Raw genomic sequence first — 23,716 nt, forward strand, 5'->3', positions numbered from 1 at the left:
GGGCCGGGCAACGTGGGCCGGCGCGCGCGGCTTCGCTGGCTGTAGGCGAAGGCGAAATCCAGAAAGGAACACCGATATGTCCATAGGCAAGCGTCTTGTCGTGATGCTGGCTGCTGCCCTGGTTGCACTGCTTGCGGTGGGTGGTATAGGCCTGAAGGCCTTTATGTCTTTGAATAACCAAGTGCAGTCGCTTACCGTCGAGAGTATTCCCCGGGTTCAGGCCACCGACGATATTGCTATTTCATACCGTGAGATGCGAGCTTTGCTGCTGTCGCACATCATGGAAGAGGATGTGGACCTCAAGAAGGCCTTCAACCAGAAGGTGGATGAGGCAGTCAGCAGGGCCAAGCTGGCGGTGGATGGCTACGCCAGCTTTGCCTCGGATGCGACTGACAAGGCCAACTATGGCGCCCTGAAGGCAGCTTTTGATACCTACCAGGCTGGTTATGCCGAGGCGCTGAAAAGCTCCAGTGCGGCTCAAGCCGATCAGGCAGTCGCTGCCCTGTATGGCAAGGTGATACCGGCTGAACAGGTGCTGCAGGCTTCCATCGAGAAGATGGCGGGCTACAACCTCAAGATGCAGGAAGCCGCAGCGCTGGAGGCGGATAGCGTGTATGAGTCGTCACGCAATCTGTTCATGGTGGTAATTGCCCTGGGCGTGCTGGTACTGGTGGGGTTTGGCTGGTGGATCTATGGCGCGGTCTCCGGCCCGCTGGCTTTGATGGAGCGCACGGTGGAGCGCATAGGTCGGGACCTCGACTTTACCCAGCGTGTGCCCATCAGCAGCCGCGACGAGGTAGGCATGACGGTGGCGGCCTTCAATCGCCTGCTCGATACCTTGCAGACCAGCTTCCGGGATATCGCCAGCGGTGTCGACGGCGTCGCGGGCCAGGCCAATGGCATGGCCGATGCGGCCCGGCAGATGTCGCATAGTTCCACCTCGGCCAGTGAATCGGCCGCCAATATGGCGGCGACCGTGGAGCAGGTGACGGTCAGCATCAACCATGTGGCCGACAGGGCCAATGAGGCCAATACCATGTCGCGGCGGTCAGGCGATATGGCGGGCGAGGGCGAGGTGGTGATCAAGGCCACAGTGGCTGAGATCAACGGCATCGCCGAGCGGGTGGCTGATGCATCGGAACAGATCAATCTGCTTGCGCGTGAGAGCGCCAATATCGGTGCCGTGGTCAGTGTGATCAAAGACGTGGCGGACCAAACCAATCTGCTGGCGCTGAATGCCGCCATCGAGGCAGCCCGTGCAGGTGAGCAGGGACGTGGCTTTGCCGTGGTGGCAGACGAAGTGCGCAAGCTGGCAGAGCGGACCTCGGTGTCCACGCAGGAGATAGGCGCCCTGATCGCCACCATTCAGCAAGGTGCGGATGCGGCGGTGAGCCGTATGCGCGAGGTGGTGGAGCGGGTTGATGTCGGCGTGGAAAAAGCCAGGGGGGCCGGCGAGACCATCTTGCAGATACGGCAGGGCTCGGGCCAAGTGGTGGAGATGGTGGACGATATCAGCCATGCCATCCGCGAGCAGAGCGCGGCCAGTACCAATATCGCCCAACAGGTTGAGCGCATCGCCCAGATGTCGGAGGAAACCAGCGGCGCTGCCGGCGTCACGGCGGATGCGGCCAACCAGTTGCAGGCCTTGGCCAACCAGATGCAGGTGACGGTGTCGCGCTACCGGGTTTAGGTTAAGACAAGTAAGGCAAGCAAAAGCCCAAGACCTTGTCTGGGCTTTTCGCGTCTTCAGGCGGCTTGCGGTATCAGCCGGCTGGTGGCCAGTGCGGCAAGCGCTCGAACATGGTGCGCAGCTCGCCATCCATGGCGATGGCGCTACCTTGCTTGGCATCGAAGATCACGAAGGTGACATCTGCCTCGGCAATGACGGTATCGCTGCCCTTGAGGCTGACGACCTGGTGAATGACGGCGCTGCGGCTGCCTATCTTCTGCATGGCCGTGGCGATGCTCAACTCTTCGCCCATCAGCGCGGCGCGGCGGTAGTTGATATTGATGTTGACGATGACAAAGGCGAGGCCGGCCTGGCTGAAGAATTCCAGCGAGCCATGGTCTTCGGTGAAGCCCCAGCGGGCTTCTTCCAGGAACTCCAGGTAGCGGGCGTTGTTGACGTGGCCGTACAGATCCAGGTGATAGCCGCGTACCTTGATCTCGGTAATGTGTGGATTGCTCATGCTCGATGGGCTCGTGAGTGAGGATGGCGCATCATAGAGCCTGCCATGGACGCTAGCCACTGATTGCTAGCTTGGGCTGTGCAGGTGCCGGGTGCATGGTCGCTATCTGTTCAAAGCGTTGTTGCCCGCTGGCAGGGCGTTGCGCCGTGTGGTGCGGTCGTTTGCGATGTCCGCAAGCGCTTGATTTGTATTCGGGCAAATATAAATCCTGCAAGGGTCGTGGCATGGTGAGCCTTGCCACAGGCATAATCGGGCCATGCCTTTGTACCAGATTCCTCCACGGCTACGTCGCTGCCTCTATGCCTTCGCCTTTTTGCTGGCGGTGGTGGTAGCCGTGCCGCTATTCAACCTCAGTGCCCTGGGCGACAAGCTTGCCGCCGATGCCAGTGATTCGCTGGGTCGCAAGGTCGAGATAGGCGCCTTGCGCCTGGCCTTGTTGCCGCGCCCCAATGTCACCCTGGAAGACCTGACCATTAGCGAGCCGGATGGCCGCGCCCTGTTTGCACACTTTGAAAGCGCGCGCTTCTCGCTGGGTTGGGGGGGGCTGATGAAGGGCCGGGCCGAGCTGGTCGATGCTCGAGTCGAAGGCCTGGTAGTGAATGCCTACCAGCGCCTGGATGGCACGCTTAACATCGACGACCTGCTGGCGCGGCGTCCCAAGCCTGGTCGTGTGGATTGGCGGCCGGAGCGGGTGGACTTGGTGTCGGCCGCGCTGAACTGGCAGGACGCCCATGGCGCCACGACCCGGTTTCGCAAGCTGGACCTGCACGCGCTGGACCCTGAGGGGGAGAATGGGGCGGTAACGGTGGTGGGGCAGCTGACTGCACCGGACTGGGGCGGTGGGCTGCGGGTGGATAGCGAGCTGCGGGTAGACCGGGCGAAGCTGGCGGCCAGGCTCAAGCAATTTCGCCTGGCCATCAATGCGCAGACACCAGAATGGCGCGATGGCCGGTTCGAGCTGGCTGGCGACCTGGAGTTGGGGGCCTTGCCATGGCGGGCGCAGCTACAGCAGGTGGTGGCGCAGGCAACCGTGCAGCGGGGCGAGCAGCGCTGGCAGGCCAAGCTCAAAACGCCGGCGCTGCGTGGCGGCGAGGGTGGGCTGGCAACCGGCGAGATTGAGGCGGAGTTCGGTATCAAGAGCCGACTCAGTGAAATCGCCGGCCAACTGAGGCTGGCACGGCTGGCTGCGGAGCCCACGGGCGGTCTGGCTGCCGACCAGGCCAGGCTGACCCTGCAGCTGCTGGATGACACCCAGAACGCCCAGCTGGAGATAGAGAGCCCCTTGCGCATGGGCAACTGGCGCACCATGGAGTTGCCGGCCTTTACCCTGACAGGTTCATACCGTAACAAGGCCTTGCCGCAAGGCGCCATCAAGCTGGCGCTGGCTGGCCGCACGGCGGTGGATCTGGAGCGCGAGCGCTTCGATTGGGATAGCCGGGGCCAGTTGGATGGGGCGCCAGTCACGGCACAGCTGTCGCTGGAGGATTTTGTCTCCTCACGCTATGCCTTTGCACTGGATCTGGCCAAGCTCGATCTAACCCCCTACCTGCCCAATGCCGAGGCAGCACCGCTGCTGGACCCAGCACAGCCGCTGTCGCTGGATTGGCTGAGCGGCCTGGTGGCGCGTGGCGAGGTGCGCATAGGCGAGCTGGATATAGGCCGTTTCCGGGTATTCAACCTGCAGACGCATGTGGATACCAAGCGGCGCCAGCTCAAGCTTGATCCGCTGCGGGCGGATATCTACGGCGGCCAGCTCAATGGCAAGCTGTTGCTGGAAGGGGGGGCCAAACCCCGGCTGCACATGCTGCAGACATTGACCGGCATGGAGGTGGCGGCACTGATGTCCGATACCTTCGGCATAGACCGTCTGTCAGGCCGGGGGACGCTCAATCTGGATATCACGGCGCCGGCCAGCAGTATTGCGGCGCTGCGCCAAGGTATGTCGGGGCGGGTGGATCTGATGCTGACCCGTGGCGCCATTGCCGGCCTGGATGTGGGCGATGTGTTGCGCGGCCTGCGCAGCAACTTGGCCAGGTTGACGGGTGGCGCCATACCGGCAGACGTGGCCCGGCGTACCCGCTTTTCCGACCTCAGCGCCCGTTTCGTGATCAAGGAAGGCGTGGCCGAGAGCCGTGACCTGGTCATTCGTGCGCCGTTCCTGAATCTGGCGGGCGATGGCCGTATCGATATAGGCCGGGGCGAGGTGGACTATCTGCTCAATGCCACCGTGCGTGGCGGCAGCGGCGTGCCCGAACTTGATGCCCTGAAAGGTGTGCAGGTGCCAATACAGATCAGCGGCCCGCTGGCGTCGCCCAGCTACAAGCTCGATACCACGGCCCTGCGGGAGAAGCTGGGTAACGCCGCCAAGCCCGCGGCCGCTGCGCCCAAGCAATGACAAGCCGATAGGCGAGCCTTCATACCAGTGGGGTGGTGATGGATGGCGCAGGCGCCTGGGTAACCCCGGCGCTGGGCGTGAGCGCAGCCTGAGTCGGCGGGCTCTCCCCTGAGGGGGTCACACCCCTCGCTGCCGTCCGTCAGCAGTCTGAATGCGCGGCGGTTTTTCAATGATTCAAGTTCATATCAGCCGCTGAAGCAGCCAAGGCGGGTTGGCCGCCTGTCCCAGCCTTTGGGTGCTGGTGGCGGGCCAGCGATGGCTGGGGGATGTCCCTCGCGGGTCAGGTTTTTTTGCAATCGATCTTGTCTATACAAATGTAGACGAGTAATCTGTGTTTCATTCGATCATCCGATGCGAGAGACACCATGCAAGCCATGACCCTGACCCCCGGTAAACTGACCCACAAGCAACTGCGTGCCATCATGGCGGGCGGTGTGCAGCTGACGCTGGACCCTGCGGCCGTACCCGGCATTGAGGCCGGCGCTCGCGCCGTGGCGGCCATCGTGGCCAAGGGGGCGCCGGCTTATGGCATCAATACCGGCTTTGGCCGCTTGGCTTCCACCCATATCCCGGCCGATCAGCTGGAACTGTTGCAAAAGAACCTGGTGCTGTCGCACGCCGTGGGCGTGGGCGCGCCGTTGCCCGCATCCATGGTGCGCCTGCTGCTTACGCTCAAGATCTCCAGCATGGGCCGTGGCTATTCCGGCATACGGCTGGAAGTGATCACGGCGCTGCTCAAGCTCTTGAATGCCGATGTGCTGCCCAGCATCCCTGCCAAGGGTTCGGTAGGCGCGTCGGGTGACTTGGCACCCCTGGCCCATATGGCAGCCGTGCTGCTGGGTGTGGGCGAGGTGATGGTGGATGGCAAGTTCCTGCCTGCCGTGGAGGGCCTGGCCCGTGTTGGCCTCAGCCCCATGACCCTGGGTGCCAAGGAGGGCCTGGCCCTGCTCAACGGTACCCAGGCTTCTACCGCCATTGCGCTGGTGAACCTGTATGCCATAGAAGACCTGTACCAGACCGGCCTGGTGGCCGGTGCCTTGAGCGTGGACGCGGCCGCCGGCTCGGTCGTGCCGTTTGACCGCCGCATCCACGAGCTGCGTGGCCATGCCGGCCAGATTGACGCTGCGGCGGCCTATCGCCAGTTGCTGGATGGTTCCGCCATCATTGCCAGCCACAAGGAATGCGACAAGGTGCAGGACCCCTACAGCCTGCGCTGCCAGCCGCAGGTGATGGGTGCCTGCCTGGACCAGATGCGCCATGCCGCCAATGTGCTGCTGCGCGAGGCCGACGCGGTATCCGACAACCCACTGGTGTTCCCCGATACCAATGAAGTGCTGTCTGGCGGCAACTTCCACGCCGAGCCGGTGGCCTTCGCTGCCGACAACCTGGCCATTGCCGTTTCCGAAATCGGTGCGCTGGCCGAGCGTCGTATCGCACTTCTGATCGATGCCACCCTGTCCGGCCTGCCACCCTTCCTGGTGAAGGATGGCGGGGTGAACTCTGGTTTCATGATTGCCCACGTGACGGCCGCTGCGCTGGCCAGCGAAAACAAGACTCTGGCGCATCCGGCCTCGGTGGATTCGCTGCCGACTTCGGCCAACCAGGAAGACCATGTGTCCATGGCAACCTTTGCTGCCCGCAAGCTGGGCGATATTGCCGAGAATGTGGCGCATATCCTGGCGATAGAACTGCTGGCTGCGGCACAGGGGGTGGATCTGCGTGCGCCGCACCAGACCTCGCCACGTTTGCTGGCCGCCATGGCGCTGATCCGTGGCAAGGTGCCGCATTACGATATCGACCGCTACTTTGCCCCCGATATCGAGGCCATCACCCAGCTGGTGCGCGACGGGGCTTTTGCCAAGCTGGCGCCGTTCCGCTTCGATTCGCAGGCCTGAGGCGGCGTGCCACGCACCTCGGCGTAGGTGCGTGGATTCAATCACGGGGGCTGCTGGTACTGGCTGCCTTGCTGCCTGGTGGCACCCGTGTAATCCGCTACAAGCAGCGATGAATTGAGTCCATGACGGGCTCTGAGGTGAGGAGAGCATGAGTACACCGGCCTACCAACAGATCAAGGACTACCTGCTGAGCGAGATACAGGCAGGCCGCTGGCGTGCCGGTGATCAGGTGCCCAGCGAGAACGAGCTGGTCAAGCGCTTCGATGTGGCCCGCATGACAGTCAACCGCGCAGTGCGCGAGCTGGCGGCCGAGGGGGTGCTGACCCGTAGCCAGGGCGCGGGCACCTTTGTGGCGGCCACCAAGTACCAGAGCACGCTGGTCGACATCAAGAGCATCGCCGAGGAAATCCGCGCACGTGGGCATGAGCATACGGCCGAGCTGCTAAAGCTGCAGGCCGTCAAGGCCGATACCACACTGGCCGCCGAGATGGGCTTGCAGGTGGGGGCGCCATTGTTCTATTCGCTGATACTGCATCGCGAGAACGGGCTGCCCATCCAGCTGGAGGAACGCTGGGCCAATCCACAGCTGGCGCCGGACTACCTCAAGCAGGATTACAGCCGCATCACCCCCAACGAATACCTGACCCGTGCCGCGCCCTTATCACGGGTGGAATACCGTATCGAGGCACGCCGGCCCGATCGCACTGCCAAGGCCAGGCTGGCCATGGACAAGGACGAGCCGTGCCTGGTGCTGCATCGCCGCACCTACTCCCGTGGCCTGGTGGCCAGCGTGGCCAACCTGTACCACCCGGCCGGCCGCTACCAGTTCAGCGGGCATTTCTAAGGTAGGCCATGATGCATCTGCGCCTTGCCCCCATCCAGCTGGACGATGATTTTGCCGAGGCCTATGCCATGCGGCGGGATTCCTACCAGGTATCGTTCGGTACCACCGAGGCGTTCGACCGCGATGCCGGACCGGCGGGCGAGCTGTACCGGGCCAGGTTGGCGCAGCGTTGCGCCGACTACCCGGATGGTTATGTGCATGCCTGGCTGGGGGATGAGATCGTCGGCCAACTGGAGGTCAGGCACGAGCCAGATCAGCCTGGGCACGGCTATGTGCATCTGTTCTACCTGCTACCGGCTTGGCGCCATCAAGGCCTGGGTGGGCAGTTGCACGACTATGCCGTCGACTATCTGCGGCGCCACGGCTGCCATACCGCGCGACTCAGCGTGGACAGACATAATGCTCCTGCTCTGGCCTTCTACCGTCGGCATGGCTGGCGCTTCGACGCTGCCAATCCCAAGCATCCAACCACCGATTTTCTGCGCCTGGACCTCAGCCCCGGCGCAGCCTGATTCGATCTACCCTTCCCCGACAGGAGACCACCATGACCGATCCCCGCATCGACCCCAGCCGCGTCATCCGCGCCCCGCGCGGCAGCGAGCTGAGCTGCAAGAGCTGGCTGACCGAAGCTGCCTTCCGCATGATCCAGAACAATCTGGATGCCGAGGTGGCGGAGCACCCGACTTCGCTGGTGGTCTACGGCGGCATAGGCCGGGCGGCACGCGATTGGGCTTGCTATGACCGCATCCTGGATACGCTCAAGACCCTGAACGACGATGAGACGCTGCTGATACAGAGCGGCAAACCGGTGGGGGTGTTCCGTACCCATGCCGACGCGCCGCGTGTGCTGCTGGCTAACTCCAATCTGGTGCCGGCCTGGGCCAACTGGGACCATTTCAATGAGCTCGATAAGAAGGGCTTGATGATGTACGGCCAGATGACGGCCGGCTCGTGGATCTACATCGGTACCCAGGGCATAGTGCAGGGGACCTACGAGACTTTCTACGCCGTTGCCAACCAGCATTTCGATGGCAAGCCGGCAGGCCGCTGGATACTGACCGGTGGCCTGGGGGGCATGGGCGGCGCCCAGCCGCTGGCCGCCACCATGGCGGGCTTCTCCATGATTGCGGTGGAGTGCGACGAGACCCGCATCGATTTCCGCCTGAAGACCCGCTATGTGGACAAGAAGGCCCATACCCTGGATGAGGCGCTGGCCATGCTGGATGCCGCCCGGGCTGAAGGCAAGCCGGTATCGGTGGGCCTGCTGGGCAATGCCGCCGATGTGTTTGGCGAGCTGGTGCAGCGTGGCATCACCCCCGATGTGGTGACCGATCAGACCTCGGCCCATGACCCGGTACACGGCTATCTACCGCAGGGCTGGAGCGTGGCGGAGTGGCGCGACAAGCAGAAGTCGGCACCCCAGAGCGTGGTGGAGGCGGCCAGCCGCTCCATGGCTGTGCATGTGCAAGCCATGCTGGACCTGCAGGCGCGCGGTGCGGCCACCCTCGACTACGGCAACAATATCCGCCAGGTGGCGCTGGACCAGGGCGTCAGCAACGCCTTCGATTTCCCCGGCTTTGTACCGGCCTATATCCGTCCCTTGTTCTGCAAGGGCGTAGGCCCCTTCCGCTGGGTGGCGCTGTCGGGCGATCCCGAGGATATCTACAAGACCGATGCCAAGGTCAAGGAACTGATACCCGACGATCCGCACCTGCACAACTGGCTGGACATGGCGCGCGAGCGTATCGCCTTCCAGGGCCTGCCGGCCCGTATCTGCTGGGTGGGTCTGGGCGACCGGCATCGCCTGGGGCTGGCCTTCAACGAGATGGTCAGAACGGGCGAGCTGAAGGCCCCCGTGGTCATCGGCCGCGATCACCTGGACTCGGGTTCGGTGGCCTCCCCGAACCGCGAAACCGAGGCTATGCGCGACGGTAGCGATGCGGTCTCGGACTGGCCCTTGCTCAATGCGCTGTTGAACACGGCTGGCGGCGCGACCTGGGTGTCCTTGCACCACGGCGGTGGTGTGGGCATGGGCTATTCGCAGCATTCCGGCGTGGTTATCGTCTGTGATGGCAGCGATGCTGCCGCCAAGCGTATCGAACGGGTGCTGTGGAACGACCCGGGCACAGGCGTGATGCGCCATGCCGATGCCGGCTATGAGATTGCACAGACTTGTGCCCGCGAGCAGGGGTTGAACCTGCCCATGCTGGGTCGCTGATCAGGCGGGGGGCCGGCCACCAGACGGCAGCACTCCCCCCTGCTGCCTAGCCGTGCCGCCGCGCTGTTGCCCGGCGGCACGGCCTATTGAAAAATTGAAAACCTGGCCTGAAACCTGGGTCTGCAAACAACGCCAAAGCCATGAACCTGCTGATACGCCACACCCACCTTGCCACCTTTGCCCAGCCTGATGGCTACGGCGAGCTGCATGATGCCGCACTGCTGGTGCGCGATGGCCGCATAGCCTGGCTAGGGGCAGAGCAGGATATCCCCGCCGGCCTGGGCGAACTGCAAGAGGTGGACGGGCAGGGCGGCTGGCTTACGCCTGGGCTGATCGACTGCCATACCCACCTGGTATTTGGCGGAGACCGTTCGCATGAGTTCGAGCTGCGTCTCAATGGCGCCAGCTATGAGGAGATTGCCCGTGCTGGCGGCGGCATACGCTCCTCGGTCAGCGCTACCCGCGCTGTCAGCGAGGCCGAGCTGCTGGCGCAGAGCCTGCGCCGGCTGGACGGCATGCTGCGCGAGGGGGTGACCACGGTGGAGGTCAAGTCAGGCTATGGCCTGGATTTCGACAGCGAGCGCAAGATGCTGCGGGTGGCGCGGCAGCTGGGTCAGCAGCGGCGGGTCGGCGTGCAAGCCACCTACCTGGCGGCCCATGCGCTGCCACCCGAATTCCAGGGCCGGCCGGATGACTATATCGAGGCCTGCATTGCCTGGCTCAAGCCGCTGGCGGAGGAAGGGCTGGTAGATGCCGTCGATGCCTTCTGCGAGCAGATAGGCTTCAGCCGCGATCAGGTGGCGCGCCTCTTCCAGGCGGCCAAGGCGCTGGGCCTGCCGGTCAAGTTGCATGCCGAGCAGTTGTCCGACTCGGGCGGGGCGCTGCTGACGGCCCAGCATGATGGGCTGTCGGCCGATCATCTGGAGTGGCTGGACGAGCAGGCCATTGCCGCCATGGCGCAGCATGGCACGGTCGCCGTGCTGTTGCCCATCGCCTTCTACTGCCTGCGCGAGACCAAGCTGCCACCTATCGCTGCCCTGCGGGCGGCGGGTGTGCCCATGGCGGTTTCCACTGACTGCAATCCCGGCACGGCGCCCGCCTCCAGCCCACTGTTGGCGCTGAACATGGCCTGCACGCTGTTCCGCCTCACCCCGGCCGAGGCCCTTGCCGGCATGACGCGGCATGCGGCGCAGGCGCTGGGCCTGCAGCAGCAGACCGGCACACTGGAAATCGGCAAGCGCGCCGACCTGGCACTATGGCAGATCAACCGGCCGGCCGAGCTATGCTACTGGTTGGGCGGCGAGCCGCTGCTGGGGCGCTGGTACAACGGTCAACAGGGTTAGCGCATGGCTCCACCCAGCACAAGCCAGGCGTGGCGATGGTTATCAAGGCCGGGCGGTTGGTGGTATCAGCGCCGCATCGGTTCCTGGCACTTATTCTTGCTACCCGCCGGCATCGTGACCTTGCAGATGTATATGCTCATGATGGGCATCTACCTGTTTGTGTTGTGGGACAGCGATATGGCAACCACGCTTCTGCTGTTGCCACCCTGGCCGGTTTGGGTCTGGTGCCTGCTATTGTTGCCGCTGGGCTTGCTTGAGGTACTGGTGGTTGGCAGGCGTGGCGTGACCTACTACCGAATGTGCCTGTTGCTACCTGTCTGGCGTACTGCCATCCGGCCAGGAAGTGGCCTGTATCTTCATCCTGGCGTGGCCGATTTGCCTGCAGAGTGCGTCTTTCTGCGCCGGCCCGGTTACGCCTACGATGGCATCGCGCTTGGCAACCGACGATCTGCCCAGTCGCTTTTCGCGGCGCTGGCCGAAGTGCTGCAGGCTAGCGGCTGGCAATGGCAAAGGCCCGCTGGCAAGCTGCAAACCGAATTATTCCTGTCCTATCCTGGCTAGTGCCCGTCCATCCCTAGCCGGGAGGCTATTCTCATTGGAGTCCCACTATGTACCAAGCTGCTGATATGGCCGTATGGCAAGGCCGCGTAGACGCCGCGGAAGGCCCGCTGGCCCGCCGCTGGCATGAGTGTCTGCAGGCCTTCCACGATGATGCGCCCCCCGGTACGGCCTTGCTGGGCTTTGCCTGCCACGCCGGGGTGCAGCGCAATCACGGCCGGCCTGGCGCCGAGGAGGGGCCGCTGGCCCTGCGCAAGGCGCTGGCCAACCTGGCCTGGCACCATGAGGGGCATATCTACGATGCCGGTAATGTGCGCTGCGTGGGCGATGCGCTGGAAGAGGCGCAGCAGGAGCTGGGCAGGCAGGTGACCCATCTGCTGCAGCGCGGGCATTTTCCGCTGGTGCTGGGCGGTGGGCACGAGATTGCCTATGGCAGCTTCCTCGGCCTGGCACGCCACGCCGAGCTGCAGGGCAGGCCGCCGCGCATAGGCATCATCAATCTCGATGCCCATTTCGATCTGCGGGCAGGCGAGCGTGGCAGTTCCGGCACGCCGTTCCGGCAGATTGCCGAGGCCTGCGCGGCCAACCGGATGTCGTTCAACTACCTGGTCTATGGCATCTCTGAGCCGGGCAATACCGAGGCCCTGTTCCACCGCGCCCGCGAGCTGGGCGTGCAGTGGCGCGGCGACGAGGAGTGTACGCGCGACAGGATGGAAGACCTGCTCGATACCCTGGCCTTCTTTGCCGACGAAGTGGACTGGCTATACCTGACCGTCTGCCTTGATGTCCTGCCGGGCAGCGTGGCGCCGGGCGTTTCGGCGCCGGCAGCCTACGGCGTGGAGCTGTCGGTGGTCGAGGCCCTGATCGATGCCGCCAAGGCCACGGGCAAGCTGATGCTGGCGGATATCGCCGAGCTGAACCCGGCCTTCGACCGCGATGGTGTCACCGCCAAGGTGGCGGCACGGCTGGCTTGGCGGATTGCTCGGTGAGGCTGGGTACCGGAGCGGCTTTCATATGCCCTATCTACCTGATCTGAGCCAATGCAGTCCGTTACCACACGCGCTGTGGGGCAGTGCGTGTCGTTGGGTGGCTGACGGCGGAAGAGGAATATGCGACCGGGAAGGTGGATGAGGTATTTTTTCAACGACTGAAGCAGTTGTGTAGCAATCCTTGGCAACCCTTTGTGTCGGCGGGTTTGCACCAGTGTTCTCTATGCCAGTTCGATGGGCCTTACTGCGGAAATAATGTGTTTGTGCCCTATCAGGGCTGTATATATGTCGCGCCGGTCGCGATAGTCCATTACATCGCTGCACACCAGTACCAGCCGCCGCCTGTTTTCCTGGACGCAGTTATGGCGTGCCCGGCTATGCGCAGCAATGCGTACTATAAGGCGATACTGGGTAACGGTGGGCGTGACCTGCTGCGACCGTAGTTTTGAGCCTGTTCAAGGTCGTTTCGCCTGGCGAACGACGTGGTAAAGCGATCTTGAACGGGCACTTGGGACTCAAGCCACGCTATGTTGTGCAGGACTCAGGGACTGCCGGGGGAGTTTGCCAGTTGCTCGGTGGCAATGAAAAGCGCCTTGACGGTTTCCGTCTGATCTTCAAGCCGGGGCGACCATTCGATGGTGAGGGAATGTGAACCACGACTCAGCCTCAAGCCGAATTGAGTCCCGCCGAGCATACCTGTGGTCGTGGTGGGGAGTTTGTAGCTGATCTGATCGGCCAATGCCTGAATCCGCCGCAGTTGATCGGACGTAACGGCAAACGTCTCGTGGGGTAGGTCTAGATTCACATGGACACTATGCGCCGTGCAGATGGCATGCTCGTGGGATTGAATCACCCCACCGATACCATCCGCCACCATCGTGGCATCAATCTCGATGACCGAACCCCACGTGCGATGAGGGCGGCGCCAGATAGTTAACTCGAAATCCTCTGGAAGCATGGGTGACAGGCCTGTTGATGGTAGGCATTGATGCTACGACGCTTTGTCACCTTCGTGTGCAAATGGGCATTAAGCGACGATGGCGCAAGCCTAGCAGCTGGGAGGCTTGCTGCTAGGCACTCAATGCGCTGCCGCCTTGGAGTAGAGATTGATGACCACTACCCCGGCGATGATCAGGGCCATGCCCAGCAGGGCGGGCGCGTCGAGCTTCTGGCCGTGCAGCAGCCAGGCGATCAGGGCGATCAGGACGATGCCTGCGCCTGACCAGATGGCGTAGGCGGTGCCCATGGGGATGGTGCGCAGGGTGAGCGACAGGAAATAGAAGGCAATGCTGTAGCCGCCCAGGGTGAGCAGGGAGGGCCACAGCCGGGTGAGGCCATCGCTGGACTTGAGGGCCGAGGTGGCAATGACCTCGGCGACGATGGCGATGGCGAGAAAGAGCCAATTTTGCATGGGCTAGGTTCCAGTGGGGCTGGGCTGGGCGTAGTAGCCCAGGAACATGTCAACCGTGGTGGTCATAATGTGCTGCCTTGCCTCGGCCGAGGGGCGGGGTTGGCCCATGGTGACCTGGGGCCAGAAGGCAAACGCCTTGAGCAAGCCATACAGCTGGTGGGTGGCGAACGCCGGGTCGTGCGGCATGAGCCTGCCGTCGGCCTGGGCGGCCCTGAGCCAGGTGGTCAAGCCTTCTTCCCGCTCGCCCATCTTGGCCACCATGGCCTGTGCCCGCTCGGGCGTATGTATGGTCTCGGCGATGGCGACGCGGGCCAAGTCGAGAAAATTGTCGTCGTCCAGCATGTCCAGCTTCTGCGCTACCAGGGCCAGCAATTGTTCGCGCAGGGAGAGATCGGCGCGATAGGGCAGGTCGCGCCGGGCCAGGCTGCGCTGCCAGAGCTGCAGCAGGATCTCGGCGAACAGTTCTTCCTTGCTGGGGAAGTGATTGTAGACCGTACGCTTGGAGACATCGGCGCTGGCGGCGATCTTGTCCATGCTGGTGCTCTGGAAGCCGTTGGCACGGAATTCGGCAATGGCCGCAGCCAGGATGGCGGCGCGTTTCTGGTCAGTCAGGCGTAGTGGTTCAGACATGGGAGGGTGGATACCTGAGGGTTGAATCTGATTTTACACTGACCAGTGTACTTTTTTCTTGCATAAAACTACACTGTGTAGTGTAATTTCTTTTGGAGGGGCAGAGGACCTGCTCCGGAGAACCCGATGAAGCCCCTACGCCTGACCCTGATAGGATTAACCGTCGCCATGGCCTACCTTGCCTTGAATGCCTGCAGCACCGTGCCTGCTTATCCGCGCTCCACGCAGTTTGAAGCAGGTCGTTTCCGCAATGTCGCCACCACGCCCAGCCCCGGATTGGGTCAGACCCTAAGGGCCGCCTGGAGCATGCTGGTGGACAAGGCGCCGGACACCACACCCCGCAAGGCGATTCCGGTGCTGGCGCTGAGCCAGGCCGACCTGTTGGCCGCGCCTGACAACACGCTCTACCGCCTGGGCCACTCCACCATGCTGCTGAAGCTGGAAGGCGCGTTCTGGCTGACTGACCCGGTATTCTCGGAGCGGGCGTCGCCGCTGCAGTGGCTGGGGCCCAAGCGCTTCCATCAGCCCCCCATCAGCCTGGAGGCGTTGCCGCCCATCAAGGGGGTGATACTGTCGCATGACCATTATGACCACCTGGACCATGCGGCCATACAGGCGCTCATCCCCAAGGTGGAGCGCTTCTATACCCCGTTGGGTGTGGGCGACCGCCTGGTGGCCTGGGGCGTGCCAGTAGCCAAGGTGCAGCAGCTGGACTGGTGGCAGGAGACACGGGTAGGCGGGGTGATGCTGGCCGCGACGCCGGCGCAGCATTTTTCCGGACGCAGCCTGAGTGACCGCAACAGCACCCTGTGGGCATCCTGGGTGATTGCCGCGCCAGGGCTCAAGCTCTACTTCAGCGGCGACACCGGCTACCACGCCGGCTTCAAAGACATAGGCGACAAGTACGGCCCGTTTGACCTGACCCTGATGGAGACGGGCGCCTACAACGAGCAATGGGCCGATATCCACATGCTGCCGGAGCAATCCTTGCAGGCGCATCTGGATTTGCGTGGCAAGTGGCTGCTGCCCATACACAACGGCACGTTCGACCTGTCGCTGCATGCCTGGCACGAGCCTTTCGAGCGCATCAGCGCCCTGGCCCAAGCACAGCAGGTAGCCTTGACCACGCCGCGCATGGGGCAGCCGGTCGACATGTTGCAACCACCGGCCGGGGATGCCTGGTGGCGTGAGTAGGTGAGGCAGCAGCCTAATAGCTAGTCTATTGCCATCTCAATAAGTAAGCACATAGGTTGAGGTCACTTTTCAGGAGGGCGATGTCAATGCGAATTCTGACGTATAAGCGTACTCATACCGGCGACCCTGATGGTCGCCGTGTTTTCGGTGTGAACGATTGCATGGGCAGAGTGCGAGCCTATGAATACGATGCCGTCATTGGTGTAGGAGGTATTGGTGCAGAACCTAGGGAGTACGGAATCGCCGGAAAGATCACGTGGGTCGGTGTGAACCCGAAAGTGTTACCCGGCACAGTGAAATCGCCGCAAATAGCGTTTGAGTACTTCGTCTTGTTTGATGCGCACGGCCCAGAGTTACACTCATTAGCGCCCAATTTGGCCCGGCGTATGTATCAAGGTAAGGTTCGGTACCTTCTCAAAAGTTACAGTAGGTCGGAGCAGTGGGAGGCAGAGGGCATCGTCCAGTGGGCGAAGGAAGCAATAGCGGCAGGTGGAGATGTGGGGACGAATAACCACTTAGTTGTTTGCTCCCAAAATGCCTGCGAGCGAGCAGACGCGATTGTCGTGACACCGGATTCTGCTCTTGTGCAGACTAGGAAGTGCCGTCCGAGTCGCGGTAATTGCTAGTTAGCGAGCATGACGTTGTGTTTGAATAAGGTCTCGGTGCCTCGTCATCCGCCGAGATAATCGTCATTCAAATCTGTGTCCGGGCCTATGCTCTCATTTATGCAAAAGAATCCTACGCATTCCAAGCGAGACTTGGAGCAGCTTATCTTTGATGTCGCAGAGCATCAGGCAGACAAGGATTTTCGCGAGCTCTACGCAATCATGCGAGGTAAGCAGGTCTTCGTTCCCATCGACAGAGGCTCAATTCCGGCCGCCGCCGCAGCCGGGGAGCAGTACGTTACAACAGCGAATGATTGCCTCAAAATGCAGTATGTGATCGGGCCAAATGGTCAGTTTCTCATTCCCAGCGCGACGAGCGAGGACTCACCGATTGTCCAGAATGGCTATGTCGGCATGGACTGGACCGCGTTTCTGCAGATGGTCGCCAAGCTCGATAGCTCGTTCTTTGGTGCACTACTTCAAGGAAAGACATCCTGGGTCGCGTTTGATCGAGATCGAATCAACTACATACTTGGCGGTACTTGGGACCGACCGATAGGTTGAGGGCGACTCGAAAAAAAACGCCGACCTGTGGTCAGCGTTCATGAGTTGTTGAGCTATTCCGGTGGCCAGGTGACAGGGCAACTGTCCGTGCAGGCGCTACCTCATTCGCTTGTGTTGGATATCTAGTCTCAGAAAAATTCAAACTTGCTGTTGCGGTATAAAGCTGGGCCTTGGGCGTCGCTTTCCTACTTTTTGCGGCTACAAACCCAAGACCTGACTCAGGCTGGCGATCTCCTGGCGCCATTGCTGCTGAGCCTGCGGTCTTTGCTGGCGCGGCTTGCGGCCAAGGTCGTCGGCCAGGCGTGCTTCCAGCTCGCACAAGCGAGCCAGCATCTGGTCGGTATCGCTCACCGCAGCTGGCGCGACCGGTGCTGAGGCTGGCCGGCTGAGGGTGGCGGGCGCCACCTCCTGCATGCGGGCATAGGCTTGTGCGGCATCCTGCCATTGTTCTATCCGGCCATCGCGTATCAGCCAGTAGCGGTTGCAGGCGCGCTCTATCAGCTCGCGGTCATGTGATACCAGCAACACGCCGCCGGCGTAGCCGAGCAGGGCTTGCGCCAGCTCGGCCTTGCCATCCATATCCAGGTGGTTGGTTGGCTCGTCCAGCAGCAGGAGATGGTAGCTGGCCAGCGATAGCCCCAGGAACAGCAGGCGCGAGCGCTCGCCGCCACTGAGTGTCGCCACCTTCTGGCCATGCCGGGGGTAGGCAAAGCCGGCGCTGATCAGGGCCCTGCGCCTGTCCATCTCGGCGGTGCGGCCGGACAGGCGGGCAAAGGGCGCCAGCGCGCTCATCAGGTCATCGTCGTCGCGCAACTGCTGCTGTGACTGGTCGTAGTACCCAACGGCAGCCTGGCTGTGGAACTGGATGCCGGCAGTCTGGGCTTCGTGCTGCAAGGCCTGCCAGCATTGCCGCAGCAGCGAGGACTTGCCCAGGCCGTTGGCGCCCAGCAGGGCAACCCGGTCGCCAGCCTTGAGGCTGCAATCCTCCACCGTAAACAGCGGCGGCAAGCCTGCGGCGGGCCTTACCGGCAGTGCGCTCAGCGCCAGCAGGCGGTCGGCCGCCAGGGCCTGACCTTGCAGGGCCAGGCGCCATGGCGGGCCTTGGGTGACGAAGGTCTGCTCCTCGCGCAGCCGGTCAGCCCGCTTCTGTATGACCTTGGCCTTGCGTGACAGGTCCTCATTGTCGTAGGTACGGCCCCAGACGGCCAGACGCTGGCTGCTGCTGGTGAGCCGGTCTATTTCCTTCTGTTCGGCGGCATGGCGCTGGCTGGCGGCCTGGTCCATCTCGTCCAGTGCTGCCCGCGCCGTGCTGCAGGGCAGGTCAAAGCAGTACAAGCGCTTGTCGCGCAATATCCAGCTCTGCCGGGTAACGTTGTCGAGCAGCCTGGCATCGTGCGAGACCAGGATAAAGCCACCCGTCCAGCGCTGCAGGAATTGCTCCAGCCAGAGCAGGGAGGGCAGGTCCAGGTGGTTGCTGGGCTCGTCCAGCAGCAACATATTGGGTTCCTGCAGCAGGGCACGGCCCAGCAGCAGGCGGGTGTGCTGGCCGCCACTCAGTCCGGAGACGGGCACCTGGGCGTGATGGGGCTCGAACCCCAGCTCCTGCAGCATGGCATCCGAGCGCCAGCGTGCATCAGGATGGTTGTCCACGGCTGCGCAGAGGGCGGCGTGCAGGGTCAAGCCGGCCAGCTCGGCAGGCAGATGCTGCTCCACATGTTGCAGGCGACAGGCGCGGGCGTGGTGCACCGTGCCGGCGGTGGCCTCGCGGGTGCCGGTCAGCAAGCCCAGTAGCGTGCTCTTGCCGCAGCCGTTGTGGCCCAGCAGACCTACACGGTCGCCCAGGTTGAGGGTAAAGGACAGATCCTGGAACAAAGCGCCGTCGGCGGTATCCAGTTGCAGGGAGAGTGCGGAAATCAGTGTAGTCATCGCTCTTGCCATATTTTTGGGATGCAGGCATCCACATCAACACAAGCGCTGACGACAGGAGTCGGGAAAGGACTCAGGAAAAGCGGAAGAAGGGCTTTTCGGCAGGAATGAGGGCTTTGCTCCGACCCACTATCGCAACGCGACAGAAATGGGGCAGGAGCGGGCGTACATGCCATAAAGCCGTGCGAACCAGACGGTGCACGAAGACATAACCATATTGACCTCCTTTCTTTGCAATGAGGTGTACCAAGGGGGGCGCCAACAAGCGCGGCGAGGCGCTTGCTACACCCAGATATCGCCACTTTAGCCGGCAGTAGCGATGGTGATCAAGCGGCTGGGTATTTTGCCGCCAGCTTCTGCAGCGTATTGATGCCACGCAGGGTGGTCTTGAGCTTGAGGGTCTTCTCGAACAGCATATTGCTGAATACCGACTCGCTGGCTTGCTGTCGCCGCAGCCAGTACACCTCGCGGCCATGTATATGGAAATCGTCGTGTTCGTTGCGCATGCCCAGCAGAGTGGCCTGTTGCGCAGGGCTCATGGGCTGGGCCAGCAGGCAGACTGCCAGTGGGCCGCTGCCTGTCTTCTCCACCTCGAAAGCCGGATGGCTGGCGATGGCGGCCACTTCGGCATCGCTGCGGACAAAGGTGGCTACTTCGTAGCCTAGCGTCTGCTGCAGATGGTGCGCGATGGCCTGTTCGAGTTCGGCAGCCGGGCGCTCGTCGCGATCAAAGATGACGTTGCCGCTGGCGATAAAGGTCTCCACACCCGTCAGGCCCAAGGCCAACAGGTGCCGGCGCAGGTCTTCCATCCTGACATTGTGGCCACCGACATTGATAGCGCGAAGAAAGGCGATCTGGCGTGGCATGGTGGTGGCTGGCAGGAGGTGGCTGGGCCGACATGCTAGCAAGACCCTAGCCAACAAAGTAGCGCTGGGTTTCGCTGGCCAGCTTTTCGAAGGCTTGCTTCTCCTGGCTCTGCTCGGCCATCTCGGCCAGCCTGGCGTCGGTTTCGCGCAAGCGGCCTGCCATCATGATGGCCAGATTGCGGTAGAGCTTGGTTTCCAGCCCAGCCAGGCGCGGCATGCTGGCACGCTTGAATACCAGCACCCGCACGTCGTCTATGGCCACCACGCTGGCAGAGCGCCAGCCGAAATCGATCAGGGCGAGCTCGCCAAAAGTCTCACCCGGCCCCAGCCGGGTCAGCTCGTGCTCGGTGATGCCGGCGAAGCGGTTGACGGCTACCGTACCCGACAGCAGTACGTAGAGCTCGCTACCGTCTTCGCCTTCGTTCAGCAGGCGCTTGCCGGCCGGGTGCTGCTCGAACTGGCAGGCGGCGAGATACTGGCGGGCTTCATCGGCGGTAAAACCGCCAAACAAGCGCACCGATTGAACCAGTCGCTGTACCAGGGCATCGTTGTTCTGCATGGTTATCCTCGAGGTGCTAAGGCGGCCAGCAGCTTCTGGTGTATGCCACCGAAACCGCCATTGCTCATGACCAATATGTGATCGCCAGGCCGGGCTTCGGCCGCGACCGCTGCTACCAGCTTAGTCAAATCATCGTGGGCCTGGGCGATTTCACCCATGGGTGCCAGCGCCTCGGCGGCATCCCAGCCCAGATTGGCACCGTAGCAGTACACCCGGTCGGCCTCGGCCAGGCTGGCGGGCAGCGCTTGCTTCATGGTGCCCAGCTTCATGGTGTTGGAACGTGGCTCCAGTACCGCCAGGATGCGTGACCGGCCTATCTTCTGCCGCAGGCCGGCCACGGTGGTGGCGATGGCGGTGGGGTGATGGGCAAAATCGTCGTAGACGGTCACGCCGTGGACGGTACCGCGTACTTCCATGCGGCGCTTGACGTTGCGGAATCCGGCCAGAGCTGCGATGCCGACCTCGGGCGTGACACCCACATGGCGGGCAGCGGCCAGGGCGGCCAGGGCGTTGAGCTGGTTGTGCTCGCCCATCAGGTCCCAGCGCAGGCGTCCTTGCGGGGCGCCGTCGAGGATGATGTCGAAACCATCGTCGTGAACCGCGCCGACCTGCCAGCCGTCGGCACCGCCAAATCGCGCCACCGGCGACCAGCAACCGCGCTTGAGCACCCGCTCCAGGCTGTCCTCGCGGCCATTGGCCACGATCAGGCCCTGGCTGGGGATGGTGCGGACCAGGTGGTGGAACTGAGTCTCGATGGCGGCCAGGTCGGCAAAGATGTCGGCGTGGTCGAATTCCAGGTTGTTGAGGATGGCGGTACGGGGCCGGTAGTGGACGAACTTGGACCGTTTGTCGAAGAATGCGGTGTCGTATTCGTCGGCCTCTATCACGAAGAAAGGTGAGCGGCCGCCGGGCTCCTGCCGTGGTTCGCCGGGCAGGCGGGCCGATACGCCGAAGTTCTCGGGCACGCCGCCCACCAGGAAGCCTGGCGCCAGCCCGGCGTATTCCAGTATCCAGGCCAGCATGGAGGTGGTGGTGGTCTTGCCGTGAGTGCCGGCCACGGCCAGTACCCATAGGGGTTGCGCCGGATTGCGCAACACATGCTCGGCCAGCCATTGCGGGCCGGAAACATAGGGCAGGCCGGCGTCCAGTATGGCTTCCATCAGCGGATTACCGCGCGTCACCACATTGCCGATAACGTAAATATCAGCCTTGAGATTGATCTGTTCGGGCGAGTAGCCTTCAATGAGTTGTATACCAGCTGCTTCGAGCTGGGTGCTCATGGGTGGGTAGACATTGGCATCGCAGCCTGTCACGGTGTGGCCGGTGGAGCGAGCAAGCTGGGCGATACCGCCCATGAAGGTGCCACAGATGCCAAGAATATGGATGTGCATAGAGTCCTGTTGTGCGATCGCCCCGGCTCAGTTGCGCGAAGCTCTGGTAATATAAGTGGTTGACGATAAATGAACGAACGCTCGATGACGCCTTCCCAGTCACCCACTCTGACGCCGTCGGATATCGCCCGCATCGCGCTCAAGCGCCTTGCGGAGCTGGGTTTGCCGCCGACACCGGAAAACTATACGAAATTCTACAACGCCATTGCCGCAATAAAGTCCCCCACGGATAAAAGCGACGAGGAATTGAAGAGTGCGTATCAGGTGCTGTTCCGTGTTTCAGACGTGCTCGACGGCATGAGCGAGACCTCGGAAGTGCTGCTGGAAGACCTGTTGCGTGGCAGCGAGGTCATGGATCAGTCGCTGGATGCCCTGCGCAGCAGCCACGATGCCGATACGCTGGAGCAGGTGTTGAGCACCTTGATCGAATCCACCGGTTCAGTACGCCAGACCGTGAATGCGTCGCATCGCGACCTGCAGGAGCTGAAGGCGACCATGGACAAGATACAGTCCGATCTCGCCATCAATCGCAAGACGCTGGAGCAGGACCCGTTGACCGGGGCGCTAAACCGGCAGGGCCTGGAGCATCTGCTGACCCGTGAAGTGAAGCGCGCCCGCCGGGCCAATCTGCCGCTGACGGTAGGCATACTGGATCTGGACGAGTTCAAGCTGGTGAACGATAGATTCGGCCATCTGGTGGGCGACAAGGTGCTGATGCATTTCTCCAGCATAGCCAAGGCAGTGCTGCGCGAGAGCGATGTACTGGTGCGTTACGGTGGCGAGGAGTTCCTGGTGCTGCTGCCCGAAACTGACCTGAACGGCGCACGCTTTCTGGTGGACCGCCTGCGCCAGGTCAACGCCAAGACGCCCTTCTTCCATCACAGCCAGCATATCGACATCCGGTTCTCGACCGGCGTGGCGCAGCTAAAGCAGGACGAAAACGGCCATTCCATGCTGATACGGGCCGATGAAGCCATGTACCAGGCCAAGAACAGTGGCCGTGATCAGGTGATCTTTGCCGACTAGCAGCGCCATCACAGTCTAGCCTCGGGCCGGTGCAAACACCGGCCCGTTTTGTTTTCTGGGCGGCCGCCGGCGGTCTAGCAAGGGCCACTGTGGGTGAGTGTCATTTTATGTCGAAAATCCTAACTTCAACGCACACGGCAAGCAGTAGGACGCGACAGGCGCGCACCGATGGCCGCAGGTAGAAGAGGTGGGAAATGACCGAGTTTCAAAGCAGGATGGAAACAGCCGCGCGCATTGCCGAGGCGGTCTATGGGCTGACCGTGGAGTGGCAGCCGATACCGGGCGAGGTGGAGGTGGTGCAGGCCACACTGGCCGGGCGTGAGGAGCTGCCCATCTACTTGACCCATAGCGGCGAACAGATCATCTGCATCTGCTATTTCTGGCACGACAAAGAGGTGCTGGCAGAGCGCCGGGTGGCGCTGCTGGACTTGAACATCCCCATGCCGCTGTCGTCGTTTGCGCGGGTGGAGGGCTGGTTCGTGGTGTATGGCGCGCTGTCGCGTCAATCCCGTGCAGAGGAGCTGGCTACCCTCAGCGAAAACGCGGTGGATGCGCTGGATGCGTTTGCCGAGTATCTGAAGTAAGCGAGAAGGAGCGTCATCATGTCTATCTTCACCAAGATCGTTAGGGCAGTACGCGGCAGTGTGCGTGAGTTGGGCGAGGCGGTGGTGGATGCCAGGAACCCGCATCTACGAGCAGGAAATCACCGACGCCCGCCAAGCCCTGACCCAGGCAGGCCGCTACCTGCTGTTCTGGATGCCGGGCTAGATGACGCTGCTGGCCGGTACGGTGGTGCTGATCGAGGCACTGGCGGCTGCCGTATTTGTTACCGCGCGCGCACTGCGCCCCATGCGTGGCCTGTTTGTGGAACACAACGCCCGGGGTAATGCCAGCCTGGTGGGGCTGAGCTGCCAGATCACCACGCTGAAGGTGGATGAGCGCTTTGGCCAGGCCAATGTGGAAACCGAAGGCACGGCCATCGCCATCCGGGTCAGGGCTGCTGCTCCCAATAGTCTGGTCAAGGGCTCGGTGGCCACCATCATCAGCTACGACGAAGGCAGTGGCTGCTACGAGGTGGTGGACAGCGACGCCCTGCTAGCGGATATCTGACAC

Annotated in this window: 22 protein-coding genes; 14 read left to right on the forward strand and 8 right to left on the reverse strand. The window is 62.6% G+C overall.

The annotated features are described in order from the left end of the window. Nucleotides 1–76 precede the first annotated feature (76 nt). Nucleotides 77–1,690: a methyl-accepting chemotaxis protein gene (locus QQK16_RS14725; RefSeq protein ID WP_284197229.1), complete on the forward strand. Its 1,614-nt coding sequence runs from the start codon at nucleotides 77–79 to the stop codon at nucleotides 1,688–1,690. A 73-nt stretch (nucleotides 1,691–1,763) separates the two neighbouring features. On the opposite strand, the gene QQK16_RS14730 is transcribed toward QQK16_RS14725, so the two are convergent. After that, complete coding sequence (locus QQK16_RS14730; RefSeq protein WP_284197230.1) at nucleotides 1,764–2,189, reverse strand: acyl-CoA thioesterase; 426 nt, start codon at nucleotides 2,187–2,189, stop codon at nucleotides 1,764–1,766. Nucleotides 2,190–2,445: 256 nt separating this feature from the next. Here QQK16_RS14730 and QQK16_RS14735 point away from each other — a divergent pair, with 256 nt between their 5' ends. The 8 genes from QQK16_RS14735 to hutG all read left to right on the forward strand — a co-directional run bounded on the left by QQK16_RS14735 (nucleotide 2,446) and on the right by hutG (nucleotide 12,431). Beyond that, nucleotides 2,446–4,584 (forward strand): AsmA family protein, encoded by a 2,139-nt coding sequence (locus tag QQK16_RS14735; RefSeq protein ID WP_284197231.1) that lies wholly within the window; start codon nucleotides 2,446–2,448, stop codon nucleotides 4,582–4,584. A 365-nt stretch (nucleotides 4,585–4,949) separates the two neighbouring features. Continuing rightward, nucleotides 4,950–6,479 carry a histidine ammonia-lyase gene (gene hutH / locus QQK16_RS14740; protein WP_308447046.1) on the forward strand — a complete coding sequence of 510 codons (1,530 nt, stop codon included), beginning with the start codon at nucleotides 4,950–4,952 and terminating at the stop codon, nucleotides 6,477–6,479. 148 nt (nucleotides 6,480–6,627) lie between these two features. Then, the gene (gene hutC / locus QQK16_RS14745) at nucleotides 6,628–7,323 is read left to right on the forward strand and encodes a histidine utilization repressor (protein WP_284197232.1); all 696 of its coding nucleotides are present in this window, start codon (nucleotides 6,628–6,630) and stop codon (nucleotides 7,321–7,323) included. 8 nt (nucleotides 7,324–7,331) lie between these two features. Next, nucleotides 7,332–7,835: a GNAT family N-acetyltransferase gene (locus QQK16_RS14750; RefSeq protein ID WP_284197233.1), complete on the forward strand. Its 504-nt coding sequence runs from the start codon at nucleotides 7,332–7,334 to the stop codon at nucleotides 7,833–7,835. A gap of 32 nt (nucleotides 7,836–7,867) precedes the next feature. Further along, nucleotides 7,868–9,541 (forward strand): urocanate hydratase, encoded by a 1,674-nt coding sequence (gene hutU / locus QQK16_RS14755; protein ID WP_284197234.1) that lies wholly within the window; start codon nucleotides 7,868–7,870, stop codon nucleotides 9,539–9,541. A 140-nt stretch (nucleotides 9,542–9,681) separates the two neighbouring features. Further along, complete coding sequence (gene hutI, locus QQK16_RS14760) at nucleotides 9,682–10,884, forward strand: imidazolonepropionase (protein WP_284197235.1); 1,203 nt, start codon at nucleotides 9,682–9,684, stop codon at nucleotides 10,882–10,884. A gap of 138 nt (nucleotides 10,885–11,022) precedes the next feature. After that, complete coding sequence (locus tag QQK16_RS14765; protein ID WP_284197236.1) at nucleotides 11,023–11,445, forward strand: hypothetical protein; 423 nt, start codon at nucleotides 11,023–11,025, stop codon at nucleotides 11,443–11,445. Nucleotides 11,446–11,492: 47 nt separating this feature from the next. Continuing rightward, nucleotides 11,493–12,431 carry a formimidoylglutamase gene (gene hutG / locus QQK16_RS14770; protein WP_284197237.1) on the forward strand — a complete coding sequence of 313 codons (939 nt, stop codon included), beginning with the start codon at nucleotides 11,493–11,495 and terminating at the stop codon, nucleotides 12,429–12,431. 541 nt (nucleotides 12,432–12,972) lie between these two features. Here the strand turns inward: hutG and QQK16_RS14775 are convergent. The 3 genes from QQK16_RS14775 to QQK16_RS14785 all read right to left on the reverse strand — a co-directional run bounded on the left by QQK16_RS14775 (nucleotide 12,973) and on the right by QQK16_RS14785 (nucleotide 14,472). Beyond that, complete coding sequence (locus tag QQK16_RS14775; RefSeq protein ID WP_284197238.1) at nucleotides 12,973–13,389, reverse strand: hypothetical protein; 417 nt, start codon at nucleotides 13,387–13,389, stop codon at nucleotides 12,973–12,975. A gap of 120 nt (nucleotides 13,390–13,509) precedes the next feature. Then, nucleotides 13,510–13,842, reverse strand: a complete 333-nt coding sequence (locus QQK16_RS14780) for a DMT family transporter (RefSeq protein WP_284197239.1) — start codon at nucleotides 13,840–13,842, stop codon at nucleotides 13,510–13,512. Between the two features lie 3 nt (nucleotides 13,843–13,845). Further along, entirely contained in the window at nucleotides 13,846–14,472 is a 627-nt protein-coding gene (locus tag QQK16_RS14785) for a TetR/AcrR family transcriptional regulator (RefSeq protein WP_284197240.1), read from the reverse strand. Between the two features lie 126 nt (nucleotides 14,473–14,598). Between QQK16_RS14785 and QQK16_RS14790 the strand changes: the two genes are divergently transcribed. Together QQK16_RS14790 and QQK16_RS14795 are read left to right on the forward strand one after the other, a co-directional pair. Then, the gene (locus QQK16_RS14790) at nucleotides 14,599–15,666 is read left to right on the forward strand and encodes an MBL fold metallo-hydrolase (RefSeq protein WP_284197241.1); all 1,068 of its coding nucleotides are present in this window, start codon (nucleotides 14,599–14,601) and stop codon (nucleotides 15,664–15,666) included. Between the two features lie 725 nt (nucleotides 15,667–16,391). Then, nucleotides 16,392–16,835 (forward strand): hypothetical protein, encoded by a 444-nt coding sequence (locus tag QQK16_RS14795; protein ID WP_284197242.1) that lies wholly within the window; start codon nucleotides 16,392–16,394, stop codon nucleotides 16,833–16,835. Between the two features lie 198 nt (nucleotides 16,836–17,033). On the opposite strand, the gene QQK16_RS14800 is transcribed toward QQK16_RS14795, so the two are convergent. The 4 genes from QQK16_RS14800 to mpl all read right to left on the reverse strand — a co-directional run bounded on the left by QQK16_RS14800 (nucleotide 17,034) and on the right by mpl (nucleotide 21,577). Continuing rightward, nucleotides 17,034–18,761, reverse strand: coding sequence for an ABC-F family ATP-binding cassette domain-containing protein (locus tag QQK16_RS14800; RefSeq protein ID WP_284197243.1), 1,728 nt, complete (start codon nucleotides 18,759–18,761; stop codon nucleotides 17,034–17,036). A 326-nt stretch (nucleotides 18,762–19,087) separates the two neighbouring features. Next, nucleotides 19,088–19,627 carry a DUF1697 domain-containing protein gene (locus tag QQK16_RS14805; protein ID WP_284197244.1) on the reverse strand — a complete coding sequence of 180 codons (540 nt, stop codon included), beginning with the start codon at nucleotides 19,625–19,627 and terminating at the stop codon, nucleotides 19,088–19,090. A 46-nt stretch (nucleotides 19,628–19,673) separates the two neighbouring features. Next, nucleotides 19,674–20,186, reverse strand: coding sequence for a Crp/Fnr family transcriptional regulator (locus QQK16_RS14810; protein ID WP_284197245.1), 513 nt, complete (start codon nucleotides 20,184–20,186; stop codon nucleotides 19,674–19,676). Nucleotides 20,187–20,188: 2 nt separating this feature from the next. After that, nucleotides 20,189–21,577, reverse strand: coding sequence for a UDP-N-acetylmuramate:L-alanyl-gamma-D-glutamyl-meso-diaminopimelate ligase (mpl, locus tag QQK16_RS14815; RefSeq protein WP_284197246.1), 1,389 nt, complete (start codon nucleotides 21,575–21,577; stop codon nucleotides 20,189–20,191). A gap of 69 nt (nucleotides 21,578–21,646) precedes the next feature. On the opposite strand from mpl, the gene QQK16_RS14820 reads away from it, so the two are divergent. The 3 genes from QQK16_RS14820 (at nucleotide 21,647) to QQK16_RS14830 (ending at nucleotide 23,713) form a co-directional block, all read left to right on the forward strand. Next, nucleotides 21,647–22,603 carry a GGDEF domain-containing protein gene (locus tag QQK16_RS14820; RefSeq protein ID WP_284197247.1) on the forward strand — a complete coding sequence of 319 codons (957 nt, stop codon included), beginning with the start codon at nucleotides 21,647–21,649 and terminating at the stop codon, nucleotides 22,601–22,603. Nucleotides 22,604–22,797: 194 nt separating this feature from the next. Next, the gene (locus QQK16_RS14825) at nucleotides 22,798–23,187 is read left to right on the forward strand and encodes a DUF2170 family protein (RefSeq protein WP_284197248.1); all 390 of its coding nucleotides are present in this window, start codon (nucleotides 22,798–22,800) and stop codon (nucleotides 23,185–23,187) included. 184 nt (nucleotides 23,188–23,371) lie between these two features. Next, the gene (locus tag QQK16_RS14830) at nucleotides 23,372–23,713 is read left to right on the forward strand and encodes a hypothetical protein (RefSeq protein ID WP_284197249.1); all 342 of its coding nucleotides are present in this window, start codon (nucleotides 23,372–23,374) and stop codon (nucleotides 23,711–23,713) included. The last annotated feature ends 3 nt before the right edge of the window (nucleotides 23,714–23,716 follow it).

It is taken from the genome of Chitinimonas prasina, assembly GCF_030160395.1.
Classification (GTDB): Bacteria; Pseudomonadota; Gammaproteobacteria; order Burkholderiales; family Chitinimonadaceae; genus Chitinimonas; species Chitinimonas prasina.